The organism is Alsobacter ponti, from assembly GCF_024294805.1.
Classification (GTDB): Bacteria; Pseudomonadota; Alphaproteobacteria; order Rhizobiales; family Beijerinckiaceae; genus Alsobacter; species Alsobacter ponti.
Map to the genome: position 1 here is coordinate 149340 of NZ_JANCLU010000005.1, position 25727 is coordinate 175066.

Here is a 25727-nt window from a genome sequence, read left to right on the forward strand (position 1 = left end):
GATCAGCCCTTCATCATATTGATGTCTTCAACCGCGATGGAGCCGCGGTTGCGGTAGTAGACGACGAGGATGGCGAGACCGATCGCCGCCTCCGCCGCCGCCACCGTCAGGATCAGCAAGGCGAAGATCTGGCCGACGAGGTCGCCGCTGAACGTCGAGAACGCCACCAGGTTGATGTTGACCGAGAGCAGGATCAACTCGACCGACATCAGGATTACGATGACGTTCTTGCGATTGATGAAGATGCCGATCACGCCGAGCGTGAACAGGATCGCCGCCACCGTCAGGTAATGGCTGAGACCGATAACCATGGCGTCCTCAAACTCCCTGCCGCGACGGGACCTTGCGGACCTCGATGGCGGTTTCCTTGGTGCGCGCGTTCTGCCGCGCGATGTCCTGCCGGCGCACGCCGGCCTTGTGGCGCAGCGTCAGCACGATCGCGCCGATCATCGCCACCAGCAGCACGAGGCCGGCGGCCTGGAAGTAGTAGACGTACTGCGTGTACAGCACCCGGCCGATCGCCTCGGTGTTGGTGAGCAGCGTCGCGTTGGCGGGCGCCATTGCCGCGGGGCGCGCGCCGATGGGCTGCGCGACATACGTGGTCGCCACCAGCACGAGCTCGATCAGCAGCACCGCCCCCAGCAGCGCGCCGATCGGCAGGTAGTTCTGGAAGCCCTGGCGCAGCTCCGCGAAGTCGACGTCCAGCATCATGACGACGAACAGGAACAGCACGGCCACCGCGCCGACATAGACCACCACCAGGATCATGGCGAGGAACTCCGCGCCCATGAGCAGGAAGAGGCCGGCCGCGTTGACGAAGGCCAGGATCAGGAACAGGACCGAATGGACGGGGTTCCGCGATCCGATGACCATCACGGCGGAGCCCACCGTCACGGCGGAGAAGAGATAGAAAAAGGCCGCAGCCGCGTTCATGCGAGGTCGCCCCCGGCCGCCGAGGCGGCCTCCGTGTCTGTTGCGGCGCGCCGGACGGCCCGCCTGTCGTCGTCCCCGCCTTGCGGCGGTCCCTTCCTGCAACCCCCGGACAATGCCCGGGAATCCGCGTCGGCCCGTCTATATCCCCCGTTCAGGAGGGCGACAACCCGACTTAGGGCAAGTCGCCGGCCCCCGCGGACCGGCGGCGGGCCCGATTCCGAACCCTACCGGTAGGGCGCGTCCCGCCGGATATTGGCGGCGAGTTCGCGCTCCCAGCGCGCCCCGTTCTCCAGCAGCTTGCTCTTGTCGTAGAAGAGCTCCTCGCGGGTCTCGGTGGCGAATTCCATGTTCGGCCCCTCGACGATGGCGTCGACTGGGCAGGCCTCCTGGCAGAAGCCGCAATAGATGCACTTCGTCATATCGATGTCGTAGCGCGTCGTGCGCCGCGTGCCGTCGTTGCGGCGCGGGCCGGCCTCGATGGTGATGGCCTGGGCCGGGCAGATCGCCTCGCACAGCTTGCAGGCGATGCAGCGCTCCTCGCCGTTGGGATATCGGCGCAGCGCGTGCTCGCCCCGGAAGCGCGGCGACGTCTGGCCACGCTCGTAGGGGTAGTTCAGCGTCGCCTTCGGCTTGAAGAAGTAGCGCATCGACAGCACGAATGCCCCGACGAACTCCTTCAGCAGAAGCGATTTCGCAGCCTGGTCGAGCCTCATCGTCCAATCCTCCGGCGCGTGCGCGCCGTTCTCGTCATCCGCGCCGCGGCAGCGGCGATTTCACCGGCCCGCGACCGTCACACCCATCAGGTAGCCGATCACCGGGAACACACCCACAGTCATGAGCAGGAACAGGGCCCTCATGATCCTGATCTTGCCCTCGAACCTCTCCCGCTCGGCCGGCCCCGCCGAGCGGTCCAGCTTGCGCAGCTTGCCTTCGACCACCCCCGAAACCACCCGGTAGTCGACATAGCCCAGCGCGAGCCCGATGGCCGCGCCGATCAGCCCGGGAACCGCGAACTCCACCTCAGTGCCCCGGCGCCCAGCCGGTGAACTGCAGCACGCCCGCCACGATCACCACCATGGCGAGCGACAGCGGCAGGAACACCTTCCAGCCCAGCCGCATCAGCTGGTCGTAGCGGTAGCGCGGCACGAACGCCTTCACCATCGCGAACATGAAGAAGACCGCCGACGCCTTCAGGATGAACCACACGATGCCCGGCACCCAGTTCAGCGGCGGCACGTTGAAGGGCGGCAGCCAGCCTCCGAGGAACAGGATCGTGGTCAGCGCGCACATGGTCATGATCGCCACGTACTCGCCCAGCATGAAGAGCAGATAGGGCGTGGACGAGTACTCGACCATGTAGCCGGCCACCAGTTCCGACTCCGCCTCCGGCAGGTCGAAGGGCGGACGGTTGGTCTCCGCCAGCGCCGAGATGAAGAAGATCACGAACATCGGGAACAGCGGCAGCCAGAACCAGCCGAACATGCCGAACCGGTTGTTCTGGGCCTCGACAATGGCGCTGAGGTTGAGCGAGCCGACGCACAGCAGCACGGTGATGATCACGAAGCCGATCGACACCTCGTAAGAGACCATCTGCGCCGCCGAGCGCAGCGCGCCGAGGAACGGGTACTTCGAGTTGGACGCCCAGCCCGCCATGATGACGCCGTACACGCCCAGCGAGGAGATGGCGAAGATGTAGAGCACGCCGACATTCAGGTCGGCGATGGCCCAGCCTTCCGCCAGCGGCACCACGGCCCAGGCCGACAGCGCCAGCGTCGCGGTGACGATCGGCGCGAGCAGGAACACGCCCTTGTTCGCCCCCGATGGGATCACCGGCTCCTTCAGGACGAATTTCAGCAGGTCCGCGAAGGACTGGAACATACCCCACGGCCCGACCACGTTGGGGCCGCGCCGCAACTGCACCGCCGCCCAGATCTTGCGGTCGGCCAGCAGCGCGAAGGCGATGTAGACCAGGAGCAGCGCCAGGACGACCACGCTCAGCACGGCCGTCTTGATCACGTAGAACAGGGTGCTGTCGAAAAACGATTCCATCACCTGGTCTCCGTCACTCGGCCGCCAGGGGCACGGCCCCCTTCGCGAGGGCCGAACATTCGGCCATGACCGCGGACGCGCGCGCGATCGGGTTGGTCAGATAGAGGTCCTCGACCGCGCCGCGGAACGGCCCGCGCGGCAGCGCGCCGCCGACCTCGGCCAGCGCGGCCAGCCCGGACGCGTCGGCCGGCGCGACCGTGTCGATCGACGCGAAGTGCGGGTGGGCCTCGTAGAGCGCCTTGCGCAGCTGCTGCAGCGAGTCGAAGGCCAGCCTCGCGCCGAGCACGTCGGAGAGCGCGCGCAGGATGGCCCAGTCCTCGCGGGCGTCGCCCGGCGGGAAACCGGCGCGGTTGCCGAGCTGGACGCGGCCTTCCGTGTTGACGTAGCTGCCGGCCTTCTCGGTGTAGGCCGCGCCCGGAAGGATGACGTCGGCGCGGTGCGCGCCGCGGTCGCCGTGCGTGCCCTGGTAGACGACGAAGGCGCCCGGCTCAACCGCGATCTCGTCCGCCCCGAGCAGGAACACCACGTCGAGCGCGCCCGCCTTCGCCATCGCCGCCGCGTCGAGGCCGCCCTGCCCCGGCACGAGGCCGAGATCGAGCGCGCCGACCCGCGCGGCCGCGGTGTGCAGCACGCTGAAACCGTTCCAGCCGTCCTTGACCGCGCCGACCGCGAGCGCCGCCTTGGCGGCGAGCGAGAGCACGGCGAGCCCGCCCTCCCCGCTGATGGCGCCCTGGCCGACCACGATCAGCGGCTTCTGCGCCGCCTTCAGCACGCCGGCGAACGAGTGCGCGCCCGAGGCGATCTCGGCCAGCGTCTCCGCGCCCGCGCCGAGCGCCTGCGTGTCGTAGGTGAGGTCGGCGTTCTCGCCGATCACGCCGACCTGCAGCTGGCCCATCCGCCAGCGCTTGCGAATGCGCGCGTTCAGAACCGGGGCTTCGCGCCGCGGGTTCGTCCCGACGAGCAGGATGGCGTCCGCCTCCTCGATGCCGACGATGGAGGCGTTGAACAGGTAGGAGGCGCGGCCGAAGCGCGGATCGAGCGCCGTTCCGTCCTGCCGTCCGTCGATGTTGGCGCTGCCGAGCTTGTCGGCCAGGGCCTTGAGCGCGAACATCTCCTCGACGGACGCGAGATCGCCGGCGATGAAGCCGACGCGCTCAGGGCGAGCCGACTTGACGCGCGCCGCGATGGCGGCGAAGGCCTCGGCCCAGGAGGCAGGCCGCAGCCGACCGTTCTCGCGCACATAAGGCCGGTCCAGGCGCTGCGTCTTCAACCCGTCCCAGATGAAGCGGGTCTTATCGGAGATCCACTCCTCGTTCACCGCCTCGTGCAGGCGGGGCAGGATGCGCATCACCTCGCGGCCGCGCGCGTCGACGCGGATGTTGGAGCCGACCGCGTCCATCACGTCGACCGACTCGGTCTTCGAGAGCTCCCACGGGCGCGCCTTGAAGGCGTAGGGCTTGGAGGTCAGCGCGCCGACCGGGCACAGGTCGATGACGTTGCCCTGCAGCTCGGAGCGCATGGCGTTCTCGAGGTAGGAGGTGATCTCCATGTCCTCGCCGCGGCCGATGGCGCCGAGGTCGGCGACGCCGGCGACCTCCGTCGTGAAGCGGACGCAGCGCGTGCACTGGATGCAGCGGTTCATCTGCGTCTTGACCAGCGGGCCGATATACTTGTCCTCGACGGCGCGCTTGTTCTCGGCGAAGCGCGAGGAGTCGACGCCGTAGGCCATCGCCTGGTCCTGCAGGTCGCACTCGCCGCCCTGGTCGCAGATCGGGCAATCCAGCGGGTGGTTGATGAGCAGGAACTCCATCACCCCTTCGCGGGCCTTCTTGACCATCGGCGAGCGGGTCGAGATGACGGGCGGCTCGCCGTTCGGGCCGGGGCGGCAGTCGCGCACGCCCCAGGCGCAGGACGCGACGGGCTTGGGCGCGCCTTTCACCTCGACGAGGCACATGCGGCAATTGCCGGCGATCGACAGGCGCTCGTGGAAGCAGAAGCGCGGCACCTCCGCCCCGGCCTGTTCGCAGGCTTGGAGCAGCGTGTAGTCGGCCGGGACGTCAACCTCGATGCCGTCGACGATGAGCTTGGTCATCGGTGTTCTCTCTTATTCCGCCGCCACGCCGAAGGCGCTCGCCGGCTCCGAATGCGGGTTCGCCGAGTAATCGTCGATCCGCTTCTCGATCTCGTGACGGAAGTGGCGGATGAGCCCCTGCACCGGCCAGGCGGCCGCGTCGCCCAGCGCGCAGATCGTGTGGCCCTCCACCTGGGTGGTGACCTCGAGCAGCATGTCGATCTCGCGCTTCTGGGCGCGGCCCTCGGCCATGCGGTTCAGCACGCGCCACATCCACCCCGTTCCCTCGCGGCAGGGGGTGCACTGCCCGCAGCTCTCGTGCTTGTAGAAGTACGAGATGCGGGCGATCGCGCGCACGATGTCGGTGGACTTGTCCATCACGATCACCGCCGCCGTGCCGAGGCCCGACTTGAGGTTGCGCAGCGTGTCGAAGTCCATGTAGGCGTCGGCGATCTGCTCGGCCGGCACCAGCGGCACAGACGAGCCGCCCGGAATCACCGCCAGCAGATTGTCCCAGCCCCCGCGAATGCCGCCGCAATGCGTGTCGATGAGCTCACGGAACGTGAGCCCCATCGCCTCCTCGACGTTGCAGGGCTTGTTGACGTGCCCGGAGACGCAAAACAGCTTGGTTCCGACATTGTTCGGCCGCCCGATTCCGGCGAACCAGGCCGCGCCGCGCCGCAAAATGGTGCCGGCGACGGCGATCGACTCGACGTTGTTGACGGTGGTCGGACAGCCATAGAGACCCATGTTGGCCGGGAACGGCGGCTTCAGCCGCGGCATGCCCTTCTTGCCCTCGAGGCTTTCGAGCAGCGCGGTCTCCTCGCCGCAGATATAGGCGCCGGCGCCATGCGACACGTAGATGTCGAACGGCCAGCCATGCACGTTGTTCTTGCCCACGAGATTAGCCGCGTAGGCCTCGTCGACGGCCCGCTGCAGCGCCTCGCGCTCGGCGATGTACTCGCCGCGGATGTAGATGTAGCAGGCGTTCGCGCCCATCGAGAACGAGGCGATCAGGCAGCCTTCGATCAGGAGGTGCGGGTCATGCCGCATGATCTCCCGGTCCTTGCAGGTGCCGGGCTCGGACTCGTCGGCATTGACCACGAGGTAATGCGGCCGCCCGTCCGACTGCTTGGGCATGAACGACCACTTCAGGCCGGTGGGGAAGCCCGCGCCGCCGCGCCCGCGCAGGCCGGACTTCTTCATCTCGTCGACAATCCAGTCCCTGCCCTTTTCGAGCAGGAACTTGGTGCCGTCCCACGCGCCGCGCATTTTCGCGGCCTCGAGCCCCGGGGACTGAAGCCCGTAGAGGTTCGTGAAGATGCGATCCCTATCGTGCAGCATCGTCATCAGCCCTTCGACTCGTCGGACTTGCCGGTCTCCGCCTTGGCGTCCTTCAGCTTGGACGTCGGCTTGTCGGAGAGCTTCTTGGCGGGATCGGCGGCCTTGGCGCGCTCGGTCGGGGCCACCGGGGCCTTGCCGGCGGCGACGCGGTCGGCCGGCGTGTCGGCGGCGGCCTGCTGCGGCCGCGTGGCGTCGGGCTTGCCGGGGCGAGGCTCGGCCGCGGCCTGCGCGGCGAGCGCGCGGTCGGCGGCCTCCTTGTCGGCGGCGGCCTGGCGCGCGCGGGCTTCCTCTTCCTCGAAGCGCTTCTTCCACGCCCCGACGACCGAGCCGTCGTAGAGCGCGGGATCCTGGAGCGTCTTGACCGCGCTCTCCGGCTCTGAGGCGTGGCGGCCGTTCTGGGGCCCCTTCTGGACGGGGCGGCCAGCGGCGAGGTCGTCGAGCAGCTTGTTGAAGCTCTCGGGCGTCAGGTCCTCGTAGTAGTCGTTGTTGATCTGCACCATCGGGGCGTTGCAGCACGCGCCGAGGCACTCGACCTCCAGCCAGGAGAACATGCCGTCCGCCGTCACCGTGCTCTGCTCGCCGATGCGGCTCTTGCATACCGCGACGATGTCGTCCGCGCCGCGCAGCCGGCACGGCGTGGTGCCGCACAGCTGGATGAAGTAGCGGCCGACCGGCGACAGGTTGAACATGGTGTAGAAGGTCGCGACTTCGAGCACCCGGATCACCGGCATGTCGAGCATCTTCGCGACGTACTCGATGGCCGCCCTCGGCAGCCAGTAGTCGTGCTGCTCCTGCGCCCGCCACAACAACGGGATCACGGCGGAGGCCTGGCGGCCGGCCGGGAACTTGGCGATCTGCGTCTGCGCCCAGGCCAGGTTCTCCGGCGAGAAGGCGAAGCTCTCGGGCTGCTGCGCAGCTAGGCGTCTGACTGACATGTCGTCCTCATTCCGGCCCGGCCGGGTTCAACCGGCGGGCGAGCATCAGCGGTCTACCTCGCCGAACACGATGTCGAGCGATCCCAGGATCGCCGAGACGTCGGCCAGCATGTGGCCCCGGTTCATGTGATCCATCGCCTGCAGATGGGCGAAGCCGGGAGCGCGGATCTTGCAGCGATAGGGCTTGTTGGTGCCGTCCGAGACCAGGTACACGCCGAACTCGCCCTTCGGCGCCTCGACGGCGGCGTACACGTCGCCTTCCGGCACGTGGAAGCCCTCGGTGTAGAGCTTGAAGTGGTGGATGAGCGCTTCCATCGAGCGCTTCATCTCGCCCCGGCGCGGCGGGGCGATCTTGCCGTCGTCGGTCTGCACGGGCCCCTGCCCGCCCGGCGAGCGCAGCCGCTCGAGGCACTGCTTCATGATGCGGACCGACTGCCGCATTTCTTCCATGCGGATCAGCTGCCGGTCGTAGTTGTCGCCGTTCTTGCCGACCGGGATGTCGAACTCCAGCTCCTCGTAGCACTCGTAGGGCTGCGCCTTGCGCAGGTCCCACGCCGCCCCGGAGCCGCGCACCATCACGCCCGAGAAGCCCCAGGCCCAGCACTCGTCGAGCGGAATGACGCCGATGTCGACGTTGCGCTGCTTGAAGATGCGGTTGCCCATGACGAGCTCGTCGAGGTCGTCGAGCACCTTCAGGAACGGGTCGCAGAAGTTCCAGATGTCGTCGAGCAGCTTCGGCGCGAGGTCGAGCCGCACGCCGCCCGGCCGGAAATACGCCGCGTGCATGCGCGAGCCCGAGGCGTGCTCGTAGAAGATCATCAGCTTCTCGCGCTCCTCGAAGCCCCACAGGGGCGGCGTGAGCGCGCCGACGTCCATCGCCTGGGTCGTCACGTTGAGCAGGTGCGACAGCAGCCGGCCGATCTCGGAATAGAGCACGCGGATGAGCTGCGCGCGCTTGGGAACCTCGATGCCCAGCAGCTTTTCGACGGCCAGACAGTAGGCGTGTTCCTGGTTCATCGGCGCGACATAGTCGAGCCGGTCGAAATAGGGCAGCGCCTGGATGTAGGTCTTCGCCTCGATCAGCTTCTCGGTGCCGCGATGCAGCAGGCCGATATGCGGGTCGACGCGCTCGACCACCTCGCCGTCCAGCTCAAGCACGAGGCGCAAAACGCCGTGCGCCGCAGGATGTTGCGGGCCGAAGTTGATGGAGAAGTTGCGGACCGATTGTTCAGCCATGGGGTGTCCTCGACCGTCCGCTCACTGTGCCTTCTCGTCGCCCGGGAGCACGTAATCCGTGCCCTCCCACGGCGAGAGGAAGTCGAACTGCCTGAATTCCTGGGTGAGCCTCACGGGCTCGTAGATGACGCGCTTCTGCTCGTCGTCGTAGCGCACCTCGACGAAGCCGGTCAGCGGGAAGTCCTTGCGCAGCGGGTGCCCCTCGAAGCCGTAGTCGGTGAGGATGCGGCGCAGGTCCGGATGGCCCGAGAACAGGATGCCGTAGAGGTCGTACGCCTCGCGCTCGAACCAGTTGGAGGCCGGGAACACGCCGATCGTCGAGGGCACCGGCGTGGCCTCGTCCGTCTGCACCTTGATGCGGATGCGGCGGTTGAACTTCGGCGACAGCAGGTGCCACACCACGTCGAAGCGCTTGGGCCGCTTCGGATAGTCGACGCCGGCGAGGTCGGTGAAATTGACGAAGAGGAAGCGCGGGTCGTCGCGCAGCGTCGTCAGCACCTTGACGATGTCGGCGGCCTCGGCGTGGATCGTCAGCTCGCCGAGCGCGACCGTGAAGCCGGTGACGGCGCCGGGCAGCGCGCCGGCGATGGTTTCGCCGAGTTCGGTCAGGGTCTGATCCATGGCGAACGATCTTCTTTCGTCAGTCGAAATCGGCGCGCGACACGGCGCCCTCACGGAAGGAGCGGTCCGGCCCGGCCGAACCGCCAAAGGTCAGCGCTCGATCGTGCCCACGCGGCGGATCTTCTTCTGCAGCAGCAGCACCCCGTAGAGGAGCGCCTCCGCCGTCGGAGGACAGCCGGGCACGTAGACGTCGATCGGCACGATGCGGTCGCAGCCGCGCACGACCGAGTAGGAATAGTGGTAGTAGCCGCCGCCGTTGGCGCACGACCCCATCGAGATGACGTAGCGCGGCTCGGGCATCTGGTCGTAGACCTTGCGCAGCGCGGGGGCCATCTTGTTGGTCAGCGTGCCGGCGACGATCATCACATCCGACTGGCGCGGCGAGGCGCGCGGCGCGAAGCCGAAGCGCTCGACGTCGTAGCGCGGCATCGACAGCTGCATCATCTCCACGGCGCAGCACGCCAGGCCGAACGTCATCCACATCAGCGAGCCGGTGCGCGCCCACTGGATGAGGTCGTCCGTGGTGGTGACGATGAAGCCCTTGTCGCCCAGCTCGGCGTTGACGTCGGTGAAGAACGGGTCGTTCGCGCCCACGGGCTTGCCCGTGGAGGGATCGATGATCCCGCGCGGCGCGGGGGCGACCAGCGTGCCCGTGCCTTCGGCGGTCAGTCCCATTCCAGAGCTCCCTTTTTCCACTCGTACACGAAGCCGATGGTGAGCACGCCGAGGAACGCCATCATGGACCAGAACCCGAACAAGCCGACCTCCTTGAAGGCGACCGCCCAGGGAAACAGGAACGCGACCTCGAGGTCGAAGATGATGAACAGGATCGAAACGAGGTAGAACCGCACGTCGAACTTCATGCGCGCGTCGTCGAAGGCGTTGAAGCCGCACTCGTAAGCCGACAGCTTTTCCGCGTCCGGACGGGAATAGGCCACGATGAAGGGCGCGACCATCAGGGCGAGCGCGATGAACAGCGCGACACCCATGAAGATCACGAGCGGCAGATAGTCTTTCAGTAGCTCGGACATCTGAACTCCGATCCTCGGGAAACCCCTCGGAACATGCCGGCGGGCCCAATGGAACCGCCTTCGACGAAATTCGGCTGGAAGGACCGGAGGCGCCGCGGGAATCGCGGGTTTTCGGCGGTGTTTCGAGCCCTTTTCCGAATATCGCGCGAGGCTTATCGCAGCGCACCGGCCGACGCAAGACGGCAAGAGGTCCTAGTTCGCGCGGCGAAGCCCGGCCTCGGCCGGTGCGGGCCGCCCGCCGGCCCCGCCGCCAAGCTTCCGCTTCAACTCGCCCTCGACGCGGGCCGACCGTTTGGCCATAGTCCGCCTCCTTCCAGGGAGCGAAACTCATGGCCAACAGGATCGATCTACAAGGGCGGGTCGCCGTCGTCACCGGCGCGGCGCAGGGAATCGGCTACGCGGTGGCGAGCCGGCTGGCCGATTCGGGCGCGACCCTGGCGCTGTGGGACCGCGACGCCGCGCTCGTGGCCGAAGCCGCCAAGTCCCTGGAAGGCAAGGGAAAAGTCATCGCCGTGACGTGCGAGCAGGCGGACGCGGCGTCGGTCGCCGAGGCGGCGCGGCGCACCGAGGCGGAGCTGGGGCGCATCGACATCCTGGTCAACAACGCCGGCATCTCCGGCCCGACCATGCCGGTGGTGGACTACCCGCTGGACGAGTGGCGGCGCATCGTCGACATCGACCTCAACGGCGTCTTCTACTGCTGCAAGGCGGTGGTGCCGGGGATGATCGCCCGCAATTACGGGAGGATCGTCAACGTCGCCTCGATCGCCGGCAAGGAGGGCAACCCCAACGCCGCCGCCTATTCCGCCGCCAAGGCGGGCGTGATCGCGCTTACGAAGTCGCTGGGAAAAGAGTTGGCCGGCAAGGACATAGCGGTCAACTGCGTCACTCCGGCGGCGGCCAAGACCAAGATCTTCGACCAGATCAGCCAGCAGCATATCGACTACATGCTGTCGCGGATTCCGCGCGGGCGGTTCCTCAAGGTGGAGGAGGCGGCGGCGATGATCGCCTTCCTGGTGAGCGAGGACAACTCGTTCACGACCGGCGCGGTGTTCGACCTGTCGGGCGGACGCGCCACCTACTGAGGGTTGCGGGCGGGCGGGCCGCGCGGCCCGCCCGCGCCGTGCGATTCCGACGTCGTCCGTCCCGAACACGCGCTCTTCCGGCCGAAATCCGGCGTGGAACACCGCCGCGATTCGATGGAGGCCCGGCCGTTTCCGCGAAGACTACGTGTTCCGGCCGTTTTCGACCCGAACAACTCAGACGGCGAGCGCACCGCCAGCCGGGGCTCCCGGCGCGGGCGTGGCGCCCGGCGGCGAATGCGGCTCGAACACGGCCGCGAGGCGCTGCCACAGCACCTTGGGCGAGAACGGCTTGCGCAGCACCATCAGGATGCCGCGCGCCGCCGCCTGCTCCATCAGCCGGGGCGTCGGCCGCGAGGTCATCAGCACGATGGGCGTGCGGCCGAAGGCGCCGGTGTCGGGGCTGCGGATCATGTCGATGAGGTCGGGCCCGTCGAGGACGGGCAGGTCCCAGTCCATCACGATCAGCTCCGGCCGGAACTGCCCCAGCTTGATCAGCAGGTCGCCGCCGTCGGCGGATTCGACCACCTGCCGGATGCCCGACTGAATCAGCATGGCGCGCACGGTGCGGCGCACGAAGGCGCTCTCGTCCGCGAGCAGCACGGGAACGTTGGGCAGTTGGAGCGGCTTCAGCATGGCGGACCTGGGGGACGGACTGTGTGACACTGTCACGTCCGGAGTTACCATTTACTAAAGCTGCGGCCGCGCTTTTGACCCTTCCGGGTCCGATCCGGTTTCGCCTTTCGTCGGCCTCCCCGGCCTCGCCGCCGCGCGCCCGGCTTGCCGCCGCGGGTGGCCCGGCCTCCGGGTTGAGGGACTCGCGCGCCGAAGTCATCGCATGGCTCAAAACGTTGTGAGTCGGCCTCTCACAGTGGGGCGCGCTCACCTCATGCGAGGTACTTTGCCTTCCACTTTTTGTAGCGGTCCACCCAGCCCCATTCGTTGGTCATCATCACAATCCAGAATAGAATCGAAGCTGCGGCAGGCCACAAGAAAGACCAGTAACTGTTCCGTATTATCAAGTTTTGTTTTTCATTGTATCTGAAATCATATCGATTACCAATTATAAGAAATGGGTTTTCTGTATTGTAATTCGTCGATTTTTTGATGTCTTTATACCAATAATATTCGATTTTGTAAGTGTACCATCTGTTTTTGTACGAACTTTTGTCGTATCGACTATTTCGCTCCAGAATTGTGAACTCAACCAACGGCCAGTCTTTGCTATCCCAGTATTTCATAGCATCGATGAAGCCCATGAAGAGACACATAAATGCGAAAAACGCCGCCACATCGATTTGCGCCCGCCTGCGTTTCGCCTGATCGATCGAGTGCATGCTACGTGCCAAGTATTGGATGAGCCGCGCGCACTCTAACCTTTTCCGCCCCGAATGTCAGGGTCCAAGCACCTCGCTATTGGGCGGGAGAACATCGCGCGCAGAGAGATAGACCTTTTTGGGTCCGGACCTCGCCTTTAGTCCTCTCGCCAGCCTTGCCCGCCCCGCGCACGACCGGGCGGCCCCCTGCCCGGCTCTGCCCGGCCCGCTCCCGCCCCTCCCCGCCCCGCATTGACGCGGGGCGGGCAAATGGGGCACTATTTCAGAATAAGAACTCAACTTCCGAAATTATGGAAGTCTTGAAGACCCCGATGAGGAGGAGTGGTCCATGATGGGTCGCGTCAATTCCGTGCGTCGCGCTTTGCTGGCGGGGACGGCCGCCATGGTCGGCGCCTTCGTCCTGCCGACGGGTTCCGTCGAGGCCCAGACCAAGGGCGGGGTCGTCAACGTGGCGACCGTCGGCGAGCCGCCCACGCTGGACCCGATGGTCTCCACCGCCGACCTCGTCGGCATCATCACGCAGCACTTCTACGAGACGCTGTTCACCTTCGACAAGAACTGGAAGGTGACCCCCCTCCTGGCCGAAACGATGCCCGAGATTTCGGCGGACGGGAAGGTCTACACCATCAAGCTGCGCCAGGGCGTCACCTTCCACGACGGCTCGACGATGACCTCGGAGGACGTCGTCGCCTCGCTGAAGCGCTGGATGGACCTCGCCTCGCGCGGCAAGCAGACCGCCGGCATTGTGGCCGGTGTCGAAGCCGTCGACGCCAACACGGTGCGGATGACGCTGAAGGAGCCCTACGCGCCGCTGCTGGCGCTGCTCGCCTTCAACAACTCCGCCGCCGTCATCATGCCGGCCAAGAAGATGGAAAACCCGCTGAAGGAGCCGGTCGGCACCGGCCCCTACAAGCTCAAGGAGCGCAAGGCGGACCAGTACATCCAGCTCGTGCGCCATGACGGCTACAAGTCCCGCTCGGGCGAGCCCGACGGCTATGGCGGCGCGCGCAAGCAGATCGTCGACGAGATCCGCTTCGTCCCGGTGCCGGACGCCAACACCCGCATCGAGGGGGCGATCTCCGGCCAGTACGACTATGTCGACGCGCTGCCGGTCGAGGCCTTCTCCCGCCTGCAGGGCCAGAAGACGACGGAGCCGGTGCTGCTCAAGCCGTTCGGCTGGCCGGTGTTCGTGATGAACACGAAGCAGGGCATCATGTCGAACCTCGACGCGCGGCTCGCCGTCCGCACGGCGCTGAGCGAGGAGGACATGCTGACCGCCGCCTTCGGCAGCAAGGACTTCTTCGCCCTCAACCCGGCGATGTTCCCCAAGGACTATATCTGGCACACCACAGCCGGCACGGAGGGCGCCTACAACCTCGCCGATCCGGAGAAGGCCAAGGCGCTGCTCAAGAAGGCGGGCTCCGAGGGCAAGCCGCTGCGCATCCTCACCAGCCGCCAGTACGAGTTCCACTACAAGATGGCGCAGGTGGCGGCCGAGTACCTCAAGCAGGCCGGCTTCGCGGTCGAGCTGATGGTGGTGGACTGGGCGACGCTGACCCAGCGGCGCACCGACCCCGCGCTGTGGGACATCTACATCACCCACTCGCCCTTCCTGCCCGAGCCCGCGCTGACCGGCTTGCTGTCGGAATCCTCCCCCGGCTGGTGGTCGACGCCTCTGCGCAAGAAGACGGTCGACGCCTTCAACTCGGAGCCCGACCCGGCCAAGCGCCCCGCTTTGTGGGCGGAAGTGCAGAAGGCGATCTACGCCGAGGTGCCCGGCATCAAGATCGGCGACTTCAACGCCCTCTCGGCCAAGTCGCCGAAGCTGGACGGGGTGGTCCCCGCGCCGTGGCCCTATTTCTGGAACGCCTCGATCAAGTAGGCGCAGCCTTAGGGGGAGCGTCCGCGCTCCCCCTCCCTCCCTCGCAACCCGGCTCGTGATGACCCGCTACGTCCTGCAGCGTTTCGCCGGCATGATCGCCGTGATGTTCGTCGTCGTCACGGTGGTGTTCGTCATCGTGCGCATCGCACCCGGCGACCCCGCCTCGGTGATGCTGGGGCCCGACGCCACGGCGCAGGACGTCGCCTCGCTGCGCGCCCGGCTCGGGCTCGACCGGCCGCTCGTCGTCCAGTACGTGCTGTTCCTCGGCCAGCTCGCCAGAGGCGACCTCGGCGAGTCCATCTTCCTCAACCGCCCGGTGCTGAGCGCATTGGCGGACCGGGCCGAGCCGACCTTCTTCCTCACCATCTTCTCGCTGCTGATCGCCTCCGTCATCGCCATTCCTGTGGGCATCTACTCCGCCTACCGGCGCGGCTCGCTGTTCGACCAGGCGACGACGACGCTGGCCATGCTGGCGGCCTCCATCCCCAGCTTCTGGCTCGGCCTGCTGCTGATCCAGTTCTTCGCCGTGCGGCTCGGCGTGCTGCCCGTCTCGGGCTATGGCGGGCCCGGCGCGAGCCTGGCGACGAGGCTCGGCCATCTCGTGCTGCCGGCCGTGGCGCTCGGCGTCGTCTCCTCGGCGCTGATCCTGCGCTTCACGCGCGCCTCGATGCTCGACGTGCTGGGCGACGACTACATCCGCACGGCGCGCTCCAAAGGCATGGGCGAATTCCGCGTGGTGATGAAGCACGCCTTCAAGAACGCGCTGATCCCGATCCTCACCGTGCTCGGCCTCACCGCGGCGCTGCTGGTGTCGGGCGCGGTCGTCACCGAGACGGTGTTCGGCCTGCCGGGCGTCGGCAGCCTCGTCGTCTCGGCCGTGCTGCGGCGCGACTACCCGGTGATCCAGGGCGCGCTGCTGGTGGTGGCGGCGCTCTACGTCATCATCAACTTCCTGATCGACATGCTCTACCTCGCCGTCGATCCGCGGGTGCGCTACTGATGGCCGCCGTCTCCGCCCCCGCCATCGAGGCCGGCCCCGGCCTGCTCCGCCAGTTGCTGCGCCGTCGCACGGTGATGATCGGCCTCGTCGTGCTCTGCGCCGTGGCGCTGCTCGCGCTGCTCGCGCCGTGGATCTCGCCGTTCTCGCCGAGCCGCCTGTCGATCGCCAACCGGCTGAAGCCGCCGGGGCCGGTATACTGGTTCGGCACCGACGAGTTCGGCCGCGACGGCTTCACCCGCACGCTCTACGCGGGGCGGCTGTCGCTGCTGGTCGGCGTCTCGGTCGTCGCCTTCGCCTGCGTGGTCGGCGTCACGCTCGGCCTCGTGGCCGGCTTCTTCCGCCGGCTCGATACGCCCATCGCGCGCGTGATCGACGCGATGATGGCGTTTCCCGACATCCTGCTCGCCATCGCGCTGGTGGCGGCGCTGGGGCCCTCGCTCGCCACCGTCATCGTGGCGCTGGGCATCGTCTACGCGCCGCGCCTGGCGCGCGTGGTGCGCGCCTCGACGCTGGTGATCCGCGAACTGCCCTACGTGGAGGCGGCGCGCGCGCTGGGCGTGCCGACCTGGCGCATCCTGACGCGCCACGTGCTGCGCAACCTCGTCTCGCCCATTCTCGTGCAGGGCACGTTCATCTTCGCCTACGCCATGCTGGCGGAGGCGGGCCTCTCCTTCCTCGGCGTCGGCGTGAGCCCCGAGGTGCCCACCTGGGGCACGATGATCGCGGCGGGGCGGCAATATGTGGGGCAGGCCGACTGGATGACGCTGTTTCCGGGCATCGCCATCGTGCTCAGCGTCCTCTCCCTGCAACTGGTCGGCGACGGGCTGCGCGACCTGCTCGACCCGCGCCTCAGAAAGGATCTGTGACGATGCTTCCGTTTCCCCCCGAGACAGGCCCGCTGCTGATCGCGGGCGCGACGCCGGTCGCTCTCGGGCCGCATGCCGGCCCCATCGACATCCTGGTCGACGCCGACGGGCGCGTCGCCGCCGCCGGGCCGAACCTCGCCGCGCCGGAGGGCGCGCGGCGGATCGAGGCGAAGGGCGCGTATGTGTCGCCCGGCTGGGTCGACCTGCACGCGCACGTCTGGTACGGCGGCACCGACATCTCCATCCGCCCGGCCGTGTGCGGGCTGGAGCGGGGCGTCACCACCATCGTCGACGCCGGCTCGGCGGGCGAGGCCAATTTCCACGGCTTCCGCGAATACGTGATCGAGCCGGCGCGCGAGCGCATCAAGGCCTTCCTCAACATCGGCTCGATCGGCCTAGTGGCGTGCAACCGCGTCAGCGAGCTGATCGACATGCGCTCGATCGACATCGACCGCACGCTGGCGGTGATCGAGGCCAACCGCGACGTCATCATCGGCGTGAAGTGCCGCGCCTCGGGCGTCATCGTGGGAAGCTGGGGCATCACGCCGCTGCGCATCGCCAAGAAGCTCGCCCGCGTCGCCGGCCTGCCGCTGATGGTGCATGTCGGCGAGCCCCCGCCCCTGTACGACGAGGTGCTGGAGGTGCTCGACCCCGGCGACGTCGTCACCCACTGCTTCAACGGCAAGCCGTGCGGCAACATCGTCGAGGACGAGACTTTGTTCGCGCTGGCGGAGCGCTGCGCCGCCGAGGGCGTGCGCCTCGACGTCGGCCATGGCGGCGCGTCCTTCTCCTTCCGCACCGCCGAGATCGCCATCGAGCGCGGCCTGCTGCCCTTCTCGATCTCCACCGACCTGCACGCCCGCTCGCTCGACAGCCCGGTGTGGGACATGGGCACCACCATGTCCAAGCTGCTCGCCGTCGGCATGCCGTTCGAGAAGGTGATCGAGGCCTCGACGCTCGCGCCGATGAGCGTCATCGGCCTGCCGACCGAGGGCCTGCTGGCCAAGGGCGCGCGTGCCGAGTTCACCGTGTTCGGGCGCGAGGCCAGCGACCTGACGATCCGCGACTCGATGGGCCACGAGGCGGTGCTGCGCGAGACCATCGTGCCGCGCTGGACCGTGATGGGCGGCACGGCCGTGAAGGCCAGCCCCTACCGTCCGCACGCCGCCGCCGGCGAGGGCGCGGCCTGCCCGCATTGCGGCTGGGTGACCGCGCGATGAGCGCCGCGCCGGCCGAGCCGATCCTGCGGGTGGAAAACCTGAAGACCTGGTTCGAGCTCGGCTCGCGGGTGGCGCGCTCGGTCGACGACGTGAGCTTCGACGTGCGCCGGGGCGAGACGGTGGCGGTGGTGGGCGAGAGCGGGTCCGGCAAGTCCGTGACCAGCCTCTCCATCATGCGGCTGCTGTCGCCGCCCGGCCGCATCGTCGGCGGCCGCATCCTCTACCGGACGCAGGAGGGGACGGAAATCGACCTCGCCACGCTGCCGGAGCACAAGATGCGCGGCATTCGCGGCCGGGAGATCGCCATGATCTTCCAGGAGCCGATGACGAGCCTCAACCCGCTCTTCACGGTCGGCGACCAGATCGTCGAGATGATCCGGCTGCACGAGAAGATGTCGCGCCGCGAGGCGCGCGAGCGGGCGCGGCGCATGCTCGAGCTGGTGGAGATCCCGGCCGCCGCGCGCCGGCTCGACGACTACCCGCACCAGATGTCCGGCGGCATGCGCCAGCGCGCCATGATCGCGCTCGCGCTCGCCTGCGACCCGCGCGTGCTGATCGCCGACGAACCGACCACGGCGCTCGACGTCACCATCCAGGCGCAGGTGCTCGACCTCTTGCGCCGGCTCCAGGCGGAGCTGGGCATGAGCGTGGTGTTCGTCACCCACAATCTCGGCGTCGTCGCCGAATTGGCCCACCGCGTGGTGGTGATGTACGCCGGCCGCGTGGTGGAGAGCGCGCCGGTGAACGAGCTGTTCGAGCGCCAGCGCCACCCCTACACCAAGGGCCTGCTGGCCTGCATTCCCACCCCGCGCCACGGCCGGACCGACCCCTCCGGGGAGCGCCCGCGCCTGACGCCGATCCCCGGCTCCGTGCCGAACGTCGCCGCCCTGCCGCCCGGCTGCGCCTTCGCGCCGCGCTGCCCGCTGGCGATCGCGAAATGCGAGATCGACCCGCCGCTCGAGTTCGCCGCGCCCGGCCATCTCAGCCGGTGCTGGAGGCACGACGAGGTATGAGCGAGCGCCCCGACATCCTGCTCAGCGTGCAGGGCCTCAGCAAGACGTTCCCGACCCGCGGCGGGCTCGTGCGCGCCGTCGAGGACGTCAGCTTCGACGTGCGGCGCGGCTCCATCGTCGGGCTGGTCGGCGAGTCCGGCTCCGGCAAGACCACCGCCGGGCGCTGCGTTCTGCGCCTCGTGGAGCCGAGCGCCGGGCGCGTCGTGTTCGACGGCGTCGACCTCGCCGCCCTGCCCGCGCGCGACATGCGCGCCTGGCGGCGGCGCATGCAGATCGTCTTCCAGGACCCCTATTCCAGCCTCAACCCGCGCCTGCGCGTCGAGGACATCATCGGCGAGGCGCTGGACACCCACGGGCTGGCGCGCGGCGGCAAGCGGCGCGAGCGCGTCGCCGAGCTGCTGCGCCGCGTCGGGCTCGACCCCGAGCACGCGCGCCGCTTCCCGCACGAGTTCTCCGGCGGCCAGCGCCAGCGCATCGGCATCGCCCGCGCGCTGGCGGTGGAGCCGGAGTTCATCGTCGCCGACGAGCCCGTCTCGGCGCTCGACGTGTCGGTGCAGGCGCAGGTGCTGAACCTGCTGCAGGACCTGCAGAAGGCCTACGGCCTGACCATGCTGTTCATCGCCCACGACCTCTCCGTCGTCGAATATCTCTGCGACGAGGTGGTGGTGATGTATCTCGGCCGCGTCATGGAGCGCGGGCCGAGCCGGCTGGTCTACGGCGCGCCGCGCCATCCCTACACGCGCGCCTTGCTCTCAGCCGCGCCGACGCCCGACCCGAAGGCCCCGCGCGGCCGCATCGTGCTGCAGGGCGACATCCCGAGCCCCCTCGACCCACCCTCCGGCTGCGTGTTCCGCACGCGCTGCCGCTACGCCGTGGCGGCCTGCGCCGCCACCGTGCCGGCGGCCGAGGAGGTCGCCCCCGGCCACGCCGTCGCGTGCATTCGCCGCGACGATCCCGAACTGAACGAGCCCGCTTTGTCCCCAGCGGGCCGCTGAGGAGGACCTGCCATGACGACCCCCGCCGAACGCCTGAAATCCCTCGGCATCGTGCTGCCGACCCCGCCGACCCCGATCGCCAACTTCGTCACCCACGTCGAGGCGTCGGGGCTGCTGTTCCTCTCCGGCCAGGGCCCGCGCGAGGCCGACGGGCGCATGAACACCGGCAAGGTGGGCCGCGAAGTATCGGTGGAGGACGCCTACCGCCACGCCCGCCTCACCGGCGTCAACCTGCTCGCCGTGATGCAGGCCGCGCTGGGCGACCTCGGCCGCGTCAAGCGCGTCGTCAAGCTGCTCGGCATGGTCAACGCCGTGCCCGACTTCACCGACCACCCCAAGGTCATCAACGGCTGCTCGGACCTGATGGTCGAGGTGTTCGGCGACGCCGGCCGCCACGCCCGCTCGGCCGTCGGCTTCGGCTCGCTGCCGGGCAACATCACCGTCGAGATCGAAGCGATCGTCCAAATCGCCTGAACGACCGCCAGCCAAGGACCACGTTATGACCGACGACATCCGCGCCAGCCTCAACCTGCGCCCCATCATCAACGTCTCGGGCACGATGACCTCGCTCGGCGCGTCGATCTCGCCGCCGGAGGTGGTGCGGGCGGTCGCCGCCGTGCTGCCCCAGTTCGTCGAGATCGACGCCCTGCAGAAGCAGGCGAGCCAGGTCATCGCCCGCCTGTGCGGCGCGGAGGCGGGCTTCGTCACCGCCTCGTGCTCGGCCGGCATCAGCGTCGCGGTCGCCGGCGCCATGACCGGCAGCGACCTCGCCGCCATCGAGCGCCTGCCCGACACCACGGGCCTCAAGAACGAGGTGCTGATCCTCTCCGGCCACATGGTCGCCTACGGCGCGCCGGTGGCGCAGGGCATCGCGCTGACCGGGGCGAAGGTCGTCCCCGTCGGCCAGGCGACCTCGGCGCGGCGCTACCACCTGGAGGGGGCGATCACGGAGCGCACGGCGGCGGCGGTCTACGTCGTCTCGCACCACACCGTGCAGTACGGGCTGATCCCGCTCGACGAGTTCTGCGCCGTCTGCAACGCCCGGGGCATGCCGGTGATCGTCGACGCCGCGTCGGAATACGACCTCAAGGGCTTCCTCGCGCAGGGCGCGGCGGTGGCCCTCTATTCGGCGCACAAGTTCCTGGGCGGGCCCACCGCCGGCATCGTCGCCGGCCGCAAGGACCTGGTGCGCGCCGCCTACCTCCAGAACGGCGGCGTCGGCCGCGGCATGAAGGTGGGCAAGGAGGGCATGGTCGGCACCATCGCCGCGCTGGAGGCGTGGGAGCGGCGCGACCACGACGGCATCCGCGCCCGCGAGACGGAGTATCTCGACCTGTGGCTGCGCACGCTGGCCGACCGGCCGGGCGTCACCGCCACCCGCGTGCCGGACCCGACCCACAACCCGCTCGACCGGATCAGGGTCGAGATCGACCCCGCCCAGGCGCACATCACCGCCTGGGACCTTGCCGACGCGCTCGCCTCGGGCCCGCAGCCGGTGATCGTGCGCGACCACGAGATCGAGCACGGCTATTTCTATATGGACCCGTGCAACCTCCATCCGGGGCAGGAGCACGTGGTGGCGGCGCGGCTCTCGGAGGAACTGGGCAAGGCGCGCGCCTCCAACGAGGTGATCGCCACGCCGCTGGAACGCCGCCGCAACCGGCGCGAGGAAACCGCGCGCACCTGGCCGGACTGAGCGGCCCGGCGGATACTTCTTCGTAAGGGGGCGCGGCGGGGGCTTTTCTTCCCGCCGCGCGCCGCCATGATCGGGCCCGCCACGCTTTCGCCGCCTTGCGGAGCGAGAGCGGCCAAGGAGACGCTTCGGCTGAGGCGCGGCGGCGGAGGCCCCCATGAAGATCCTGGTCATCGAGGACGACGCGCAGATGGCCGACTACGTGGCGGGCGGCCTGCGCGATCTCGGCCATTCCGTCACGGTCGCCGCCGACGGGCATCGCGGCCGGGCGCTGGCGCTCGGCGAGCCGCACGACCTCGTGGTGCTAGACCGCATGCTGCCGGGCGTCGACGGGCTCGACATTTTGCGCGCCATGCGCGCCGCCGGCGTCAAGGCGCCGGTCATCTTCCTGACCACCAAGGGCGGCATCCAGGACCGCGTCGAGGGGCTGGACGCCGGCGCCGACGACTACCTGGTCAAGCCCTTCGCCTTCTCGGAGCTGGCCGCCCGCGTCCACGCGCTCGGCCGCCGGCCGCCGCTGCCGCAGGTCGAGACCCGCCTGACGGTGGCCGACCTCGACGTCGACCTGATCTCGCGCGAGGTCAAGCGCGCCGGCAAGCCCATCGAGCTGCAGCCGCGCGAGTTCAAGCTGCTCACCTACCTGATGCGCAACGCCGGCCAGGTGGTGACGCGCACCATGCTGCTCGAGCACGTGTGGGACTTCCACTTCGACCCCAAGACCTCGATCGTCGAGACGCATCTGAGCCGCCTGCGCGGCAAGATCGACCGCGACTTTCCCGTGGAGCTGATCGTCACCGTGCGCGGCGCGGGATACATGATCCGTGACCGGGCCTAGGTTCGTCCGCACCGAGGCGTTCCGCCTCGGCGTCCTGTTCGCGCTGATCTTCCTTGTCGCCGGCACGCTGCTCTTCGCCCTGGTGTTCTGGCGCGTCAGCGGCTTCACGCTCGACCAGGCCCGCGCCGTCGTCGATTCCGACGTGGAGGTCCTGCTCGCCGAGGGCGACAAGAGCGGCGCGGCGTGGCTGGCGCAGGCGGTCGACGAGCGCGCCAGCAAGGCCGAATCGAACTCCTCGTTCTACCTGCTGCAGGCGCCCAACGGCGCGCGGCGCGCCGGCAACCTTCAGCCCTTGCCGGCGGTCGACGGGGCCGGCCAGATGCGGGTGCGCTCCTACGACGAGGCGCGGCGCGCGCCCGGCCCGGAGACGCAGGCCTGGGTGCGCAGCGTGACGCGCCCGGACGGCACGCTGCTCGCCGTCGGCCGCGACCTCGGCGACCTGGACGAACTGAACCGCCGCCTGTGGCGCGCCTTCGTCGCCGCCGCCCTCGGCGCGGCGGTGCTGGCCATCGCCGGCGGCGCGCTGGTCGGCATGGGCTTCGTGGCGCGGCTGGAGACCATCGCGCGCACCAGCGAGACGATCATGGCCGGCGACCTCGGCCAGCGCATCCCCGTGCGCGGGGCCAATGACGAGATCGACCGGCTCTCCGCCACGCTCAACCGCATGCTGGACCGCATCCAGACGCTGATGGAGACGACGCGGCAGGTGTCGAACGACATTGCGCACGACCTGCGCACCCCGCTCGCCCGGCTGCGCCAGAAGCTGGAGGGGGTGACGCTGCGCCCCGCCGACGCCGACGCCCTGCGCGCCACCGTGGCCGACGCCATCTCCGACGTCGACGATATCCTCGACACCTTCTCCGCCCTGCTGCGCATCGCCGAAATCGAGGTCGCCGGCCAGCGCGCGGGCCTGCGCCCGGTCGACCTGTCGCGCCTGTTCCTCGACCTCGCCGAGACCTACGAGGCGGTGGCCGAGGATGCCGGCGACCGGCTGACGGCGGAGGTCGCGCCGGGCGTCACGGTGGAGGGCGACGAGAGCCTGCTGACGCAGCTCCTCGCCAACCTCGTCGAGAACGCCATCCGCCACTGCCCGCCGGGGGCGCGCATCGCCATGACGCTGCGGCGCGAGCCGGGCGCCGCGGTGGGCGAGGTGCGCGACGACGGCCCCGGAATCCCGCAGGCCGAACGCGCCAACGTGTTCAAGCGCTTCTACCGGCTCGAGCGCAGCCGCACCACCGCCGGCAGCGGCCTCGGCCTGTCGCTGGTGGCCGCCATCGCCCAGATCCACGGCGCCTCCGTCACCGTCGGCGACGCCGCCCCCGGAACCCTCGTCACCCTCCGCTTCCCGCTGCCCCCGGAGCGCGGGAGCTGAAGGGGGCGGCGAGGCGAAGCGGGCCGACGGGCGCAACGGGTCAGGACTCGCGGCCCCGGCCGCCGAAAGGGCGGACGCCAGTCCGCCCGTCCCCGGAATGCCGGAGCCTTGGCGGAGGCAGGTCCGGGGTCCAGCGCATGGATGATGCCGCGAAGCGGCGCCTCATCAGCCTATTCATCAAGACGCGCTGACGCGCGGCATAATGCGCTAGGCCCCGGACACCTCTCCGCTCACGCTCCGGGGTTCCGGGGACGGGCGGGCCGGAGGCCCGCTTCGGCAATCCCTGCGACACGCTGAGCGTAGCGGAGGCGGCCAACCGAGGCGGCGGCCGGCGGCGCGACGGGCCAGGACTCGCGGCCAGCCAGCGACGGGTTCAAGCGGTTGATTGCAAGAGGGAAAGTGGCGGGAGTGACGGGGCTCGAACCCGCGGCCTCCGGCGTGACAGGCCGGCGCTCTAACCAACTGAGCTACACCCCCGAGAGCGGAACGGCGTCGTTCCGCGTCGGTGGCGCTGAATTACGGGACACCCCCTGCCCTGTCAAGCGCGCGTTCGCCCTTTTCGCGCGCGCGCGCGGCATTCGTCGGGAGGGTCGCGCCAAGCCGCCGGAAAAGCCGAGGCGACGCCTCGGATTCCGCTCCCCGGCTTGCAGGGGGCCCACGCCGGCGAGGACCCGGGCGGGGCTCGCGCCAGGATGCACGAGCATCGAATCGCTCGCGAATCCGGCACTGACGCGCAAAGGGCGGGCATCGCCCGCCCTCCCGTCCCCGGAACCCCGGAGCGTCAGCGCAGGGGGGTCCGGGGCCCAGCGCATGGATGTTGCCGCGAAGCGGCGCTTCATAAGCCTTTTCATACAGACGCGCTGACGCGCGAACATAGTGCGCTGGGCCCCGGGTTCGGTTCCGCTTTCGCTGCACCGCCCCGGGGACGGGCGGGCCGGAGGCCCGCACTTTCGGGAGATAACCGGCCCTGCGCGGAGACTGCATTTCAAAGGGCGGACCCCCGTCCGCCCGCATGCCAACTGGCGGAGCCCCTTCCACCCACGTGCGGGCGGCTGGCTCGCCGCCCTCAGTAGACCACCACGCTGCGGATCGACTTGCCTTCGTGCATCAGGTCGAAGGCGGTGTTGATCTCGTCCAGCGTCATGGTGTGGGTGATGAGGTCGTCGATGTTGATCTTGCCGTCCATGTACCAGTCGACGATTTTGGGCACGTCCGTGCGGCCGCGCGCGCCGCCGAAGGCGGTGCCTTTCCAGACGCGGCCGGTGACGAGCTGGAACGGGCGCGTCGAGATTTCCTGCCCAGAGGCGGCGACGCCGATGACGATCGACTCGCCCCAGCCGCGATGGCAGCACTCGAGCGCCTGGCGCATCGTGTGGACGTTGCCGATGCACTCGAACGAGAAGTCGGCCCCGCCGCCCGTCACGTCGATGATGGCCTCGACCACCTTGTCGCGGCCGACCTCGTCCGGGTTGATGAAATGCGTCATGCCGAATTTCTCGGCCATGGCGCGCTTGCCGGGGTTGAGGTCGACGCCGACGATCTTGTCGGCCCCCACCATGCGCGCGCCCTGGATGACGTTGAGCCCGATGCCGCCAAGGCCGAACACGACGACGTTGGCCCCCGGCCAGACCTTGGCGGTGTAGATCACCGCGCCGATGCCCGTGGTGACGCCGCAGCCGATGTAGCAGATCTTGTCGAAGGGGGCGTCCTCGCGGACCTTGGCGAGCGCGATCTCCGGCAGCACGGTGAAGTTCGCGAAGGTCGAGCAGCCCATGTAGTGGAACACGTCGCTTCCCTCGCAGGCGAAGCGGCTCGTGCCGTCCGGCATCACCCCCTTGCCCTGCGTCGCCCGGATGGCGGTGCACAGGTTGGAGCGCCGCGACAGGCACGTCTTGCACTGGCGGCACTCGGGCGTATAGAGCGGGATCACGTGGTCGCCGGGCTTCAGCGTCGTCACGCCCGGCCCGACCTCGCGCACCACGCCCGCGCCCTCGTGGCCGAGAATCGCGGGGAACAGCCCCTCCGGGTCCGCGCCCGACAGCGTGTAGGCGTCGGTGTGGCACACGCCGGTCGCCATGATCTCGACCAGAACCTCGCCCTCCCGGGGGCCGCGCACGTCGATGGTCTCGATGGTGAGGGGCTTGCCGGCGGCCCAGGCCACGGCGGCGCGCGTCTTCATAATGGTCTCCTCGCGGTCAGGCGGTCCGTCGCG

26 protein-coding genes and 1 tRNA gene are annotated in these 25727 nt (G+C 69.0%); 11 read left to right on the plus strand and 16 right to left on the minus strand.

Annotated elements, in window-relative coordinates; genetic code table 11:
• Nucleotides 1-2: 2 nt before the first annotated feature.
• The 12 genes from nuoK to NK718_RS07195 form a co-directional block, all read right to left on the minus strand.
• Nucleotides 3-311, minus strand: coding sequence for an NADH-quinone oxidoreductase subunit NuoK (nuoK, locus tag NK718_RS07140; RefSeq protein ID WP_254740051.1), 309 nt, complete (start codon nt 309-311; stop codon nt 3-5).
• Nucleotides 312-318: 7 nt separating this feature from the next.
• Nucleotides 319-933: an NADH-quinone oxidoreductase subunit J gene (locus NK718_RS07145; protein WP_254740053.1), complete on the minus strand. Its 615-nt coding sequence runs from the start codon at nt 931-933 to the stop codon at nt 319-321.
• A gap of 224 nt (nt 934-1157) precedes the next feature.
• Nucleotides 1158-1646: an NADH-quinone oxidoreductase subunit NuoI gene (gene nuoI, locus NK718_RS07150; RefSeq protein WP_254740055.1), complete on the minus strand. Its 489-nt coding sequence runs from the start codon at nt 1644-1646 to the stop codon at nt 1158-1160.
• 60 nt (nt 1647-1706) lie between these two features.
• Nucleotides 1707-1952 carry a hypothetical protein gene (locus NK718_RS07155; RefSeq protein WP_254740057.1) on the minus strand — a complete coding sequence of 82 codons (246 nt, stop codon included), beginning with the start codon at nt 1950-1952 and terminating at the stop codon, nt 1707-1709.
• A gap of 1 nt (nt 1953) precedes the next feature.
• Complete coding sequence (nuoH, locus tag NK718_RS07160; protein WP_254740059.1) at nt 1954-2982, minus strand: NADH-quinone oxidoreductase subunit NuoH; 1029 nt, start codon at nt 2980-2982, stop codon at nt 1954-1956.
• Nucleotides 2983-2995: 13 nt separating this feature from the next.
• Nucleotides 2996-5074 (minus strand): NADH-quinone oxidoreductase subunit NuoG, encoded by a 2079-nt coding sequence (gene nuoG, locus NK718_RS07165; RefSeq protein ID WP_254740061.1) that lies wholly within the window; start codon nt 5072-5074, stop codon nt 2996-2998.
• Between the two features lie 12 nt (nt 5075-5086).
• Entirely contained in the window at nt 5087-6397 is a 1311-nt protein-coding gene (nuoF, locus tag NK718_RS07170) for an NADH-quinone oxidoreductase subunit NuoF (RefSeq protein WP_254740285.1), read from the minus strand.
• Between the two features lie 5 nt (nt 6398-6402).
• Nucleotides 6403-7332 (minus strand): NADH-quinone oxidoreductase subunit NuoE, encoded by a 930-nt coding sequence (gene nuoE, locus NK718_RS07175; RefSeq protein WP_371877239.1) that lies wholly within the window; start codon nt 7330-7332, stop codon nt 6403-6405.
• Between the two features lie 45 nt (nt 7333-7377).
• The gene (locus NK718_RS07180) at nt 7378-8568 is read right to left on the minus strand and encodes an NADH-quinone oxidoreductase subunit D (RefSeq protein ID WP_254740063.1); all 1191 of its coding nucleotides are present in this window, start codon (nt 8566-8568) and stop codon (nt 7378-7380) included.
• Nucleotides 8569-8589: 21 nt separating this feature from the next.
• Entirely contained in the window at nt 8590-9189 is a 600-nt protein-coding gene (locus tag NK718_RS07185; protein WP_254740065.1) for an NADH-quinone oxidoreductase subunit C, read from the minus strand.
• A gap of 90 nt (nt 9190-9279) precedes the next feature.
• Nucleotides 9280-9864 carry a NuoB/complex I 20 kDa subunit family protein gene (locus NK718_RS07190; protein WP_254740067.1) on the minus strand — a complete coding sequence of 195 codons (585 nt, stop codon included), beginning with the start codon at nt 9862-9864 and terminating at the stop codon, nt 9280-9282.
• On the minus strand, nt 9855-10220 hold the full coding sequence (locus NK718_RS07195) for an NADH-quinone oxidoreductase subunit A (protein WP_254740069.1): 366 nt from the start codon (nt 10218-10220) through the stop codon (nt 9855-9857). Before NK718_RS07195 ends, NK718_RS07190 begins: the two co-directional genes overlap by 10 nt.
• Nucleotides 10221-10549: 329 nt before the next feature.
• On the opposite strand from NK718_RS07195, the gene NK718_RS07200 reads away from it, so the two are divergent.
• The gene (locus tag NK718_RS07200) at nt 10550-11305 is read left to right on the plus strand and encodes an SDR family NAD(P)-dependent oxidoreductase (protein WP_254740071.1); all 756 of its coding nucleotides are present in this window, start codon (nt 10550-10552) and stop codon (nt 11303-11305) included.
• Between the two features lie 174 nt (nt 11306-11479).
• Here NK718_RS07200 and NK718_RS07205 read toward each other — a convergent pair whose 3' ends face one another.
• Entirely contained in the window at nt 11480-11938 is a 459-nt protein-coding gene (locus tag NK718_RS07205; RefSeq protein WP_254740073.1) for a response regulator, read from the minus strand.
• A gap of 251 nt (nt 11939-12189) precedes the next feature.
• Nucleotides 12190-12639, minus strand: a complete 450-nt coding sequence (locus NK718_RS07210) for a hypothetical protein (RefSeq protein WP_254740075.1) — start codon at nt 12637-12639, stop codon at nt 12190-12192.
• 331 nt (nt 12640-12970) lie between these two features.
• Here NK718_RS07210 and NK718_RS07215 point away from each other — a divergent pair, with 331 nt between their 5' ends.
• The 10 genes from NK718_RS07215 to NK718_RS22150 all read left to right on the plus strand — a co-directional run bounded on the left by NK718_RS07215 (nt 12971) and on the right by NK718_RS22150 (nt 23515).
• Entirely contained in the window at nt 12971-14521 is a 1551-nt protein-coding gene (locus NK718_RS07215; protein WP_371877242.1) for an ABC transporter substrate-binding protein, read from the plus strand.
• Between the two features lie 58 nt (nt 14522-14579).
• Nucleotides 14580-15521 carry an ABC transporter permease gene (locus NK718_RS07220; protein ID WP_254740077.1) on the plus strand — a complete coding sequence of 314 codons (942 nt, stop codon included), beginning with the start codon at nt 14580-14582 and terminating at the stop codon, nt 15519-15521.
• On the plus strand, nt 15521-16387 hold the full coding sequence (locus NK718_RS07225; RefSeq protein ID WP_254740079.1) for an ABC transporter permease: 867 nt from the start codon (nt 15521-15523) through the stop codon (nt 16385-16387). The genes NK718_RS07220 and NK718_RS07225 overlap by 1 nt, the downstream gene beginning before the upstream one ends.
• A gap of 2 nt (nt 16388-16389) precedes the next feature.
• Nucleotides 16390-17607, plus strand: coding sequence for an amidohydrolase/deacetylase family metallohydrolase (locus NK718_RS07230; protein WP_254740081.1), 1218 nt, complete (start codon nt 16390-16392; stop codon nt 17605-17607).
• Nucleotides 17604-18620, plus strand: a complete 1017-nt coding sequence (locus tag NK718_RS07235; protein WP_254740083.1) for an ABC transporter ATP-binding protein — start codon at nt 17604-17606, stop codon at nt 18618-18620. The genes NK718_RS07230 and NK718_RS07235 overlap by 4 nt, the downstream gene beginning before the upstream one ends.
• On the plus strand, nt 18617-19615 hold the full coding sequence (locus NK718_RS07240; RefSeq protein ID WP_254740085.1) for an ABC transporter ATP-binding protein: 999 nt from the start codon (nt 18617-18619) through the stop codon (nt 19613-19615). The genes NK718_RS07235 and NK718_RS07240 overlap by 4 nt, the downstream gene beginning before the upstream one ends.
• A 12-nt stretch (nt 19616-19627) precedes the next feature.
• Nucleotides 19628-20089, plus strand: coding sequence for a RidA family protein (locus NK718_RS07245; protein WP_254740087.1), 462 nt, complete (start codon nt 19628-19630; stop codon nt 20087-20089).
• 25 nt (nt 20090-20114) lie between these two features.
• Nucleotides 20115-21311 carry an aminotransferase class V-fold PLP-dependent enzyme gene (locus tag NK718_RS07250; protein ID WP_254740089.1) on the plus strand — a complete coding sequence of 399 codons (1197 nt, stop codon included), beginning with the start codon at nt 20115-20117 and terminating at the stop codon, nt 21309-21311.
• A gap of 154 nt (nt 21312-21465) precedes the next feature.
• Entirely contained in the window at nt 21466-22143 is a 678-nt protein-coding gene (locus NK718_RS07255) for a response regulator transcription factor (RefSeq protein WP_254740091.1), read from the plus strand.
• On the plus strand, nt 22130-23515 hold the full coding sequence (locus NK718_RS22150; RefSeq protein ID WP_254740093.1) for a HAMP domain-containing sensor histidine kinase: 1386 nt from the start codon (nt 22130-22132) through the stop codon (nt 23513-23515). The genes NK718_RS07255 and NK718_RS22150 overlap by 14 nt, the downstream gene beginning before the upstream one ends.
• A gap of 400 nt (nt 23516-23915) precedes the next feature.
• Here NK718_RS22150 and NK718_RS07265 read toward each other — a convergent pair.
• Nucleotides 23916-23992: transfer RNA gene (locus NK718_RS07265), tRNA-Asp, on the minus strand.
• Between the two features lie 589 nt (nt 23993-24581).
• Entirely contained in the window at nt 24582-25694 is a 1113-nt protein-coding gene (locus tag NK718_RS07270) for an S-(hydroxymethyl)glutathione dehydrogenase/class III alcohol dehydrogenase (protein WP_254740095.1), read from the minus strand.
• Between the last annotated feature and the right edge of the window lie 33 nt (nt 25695-25727).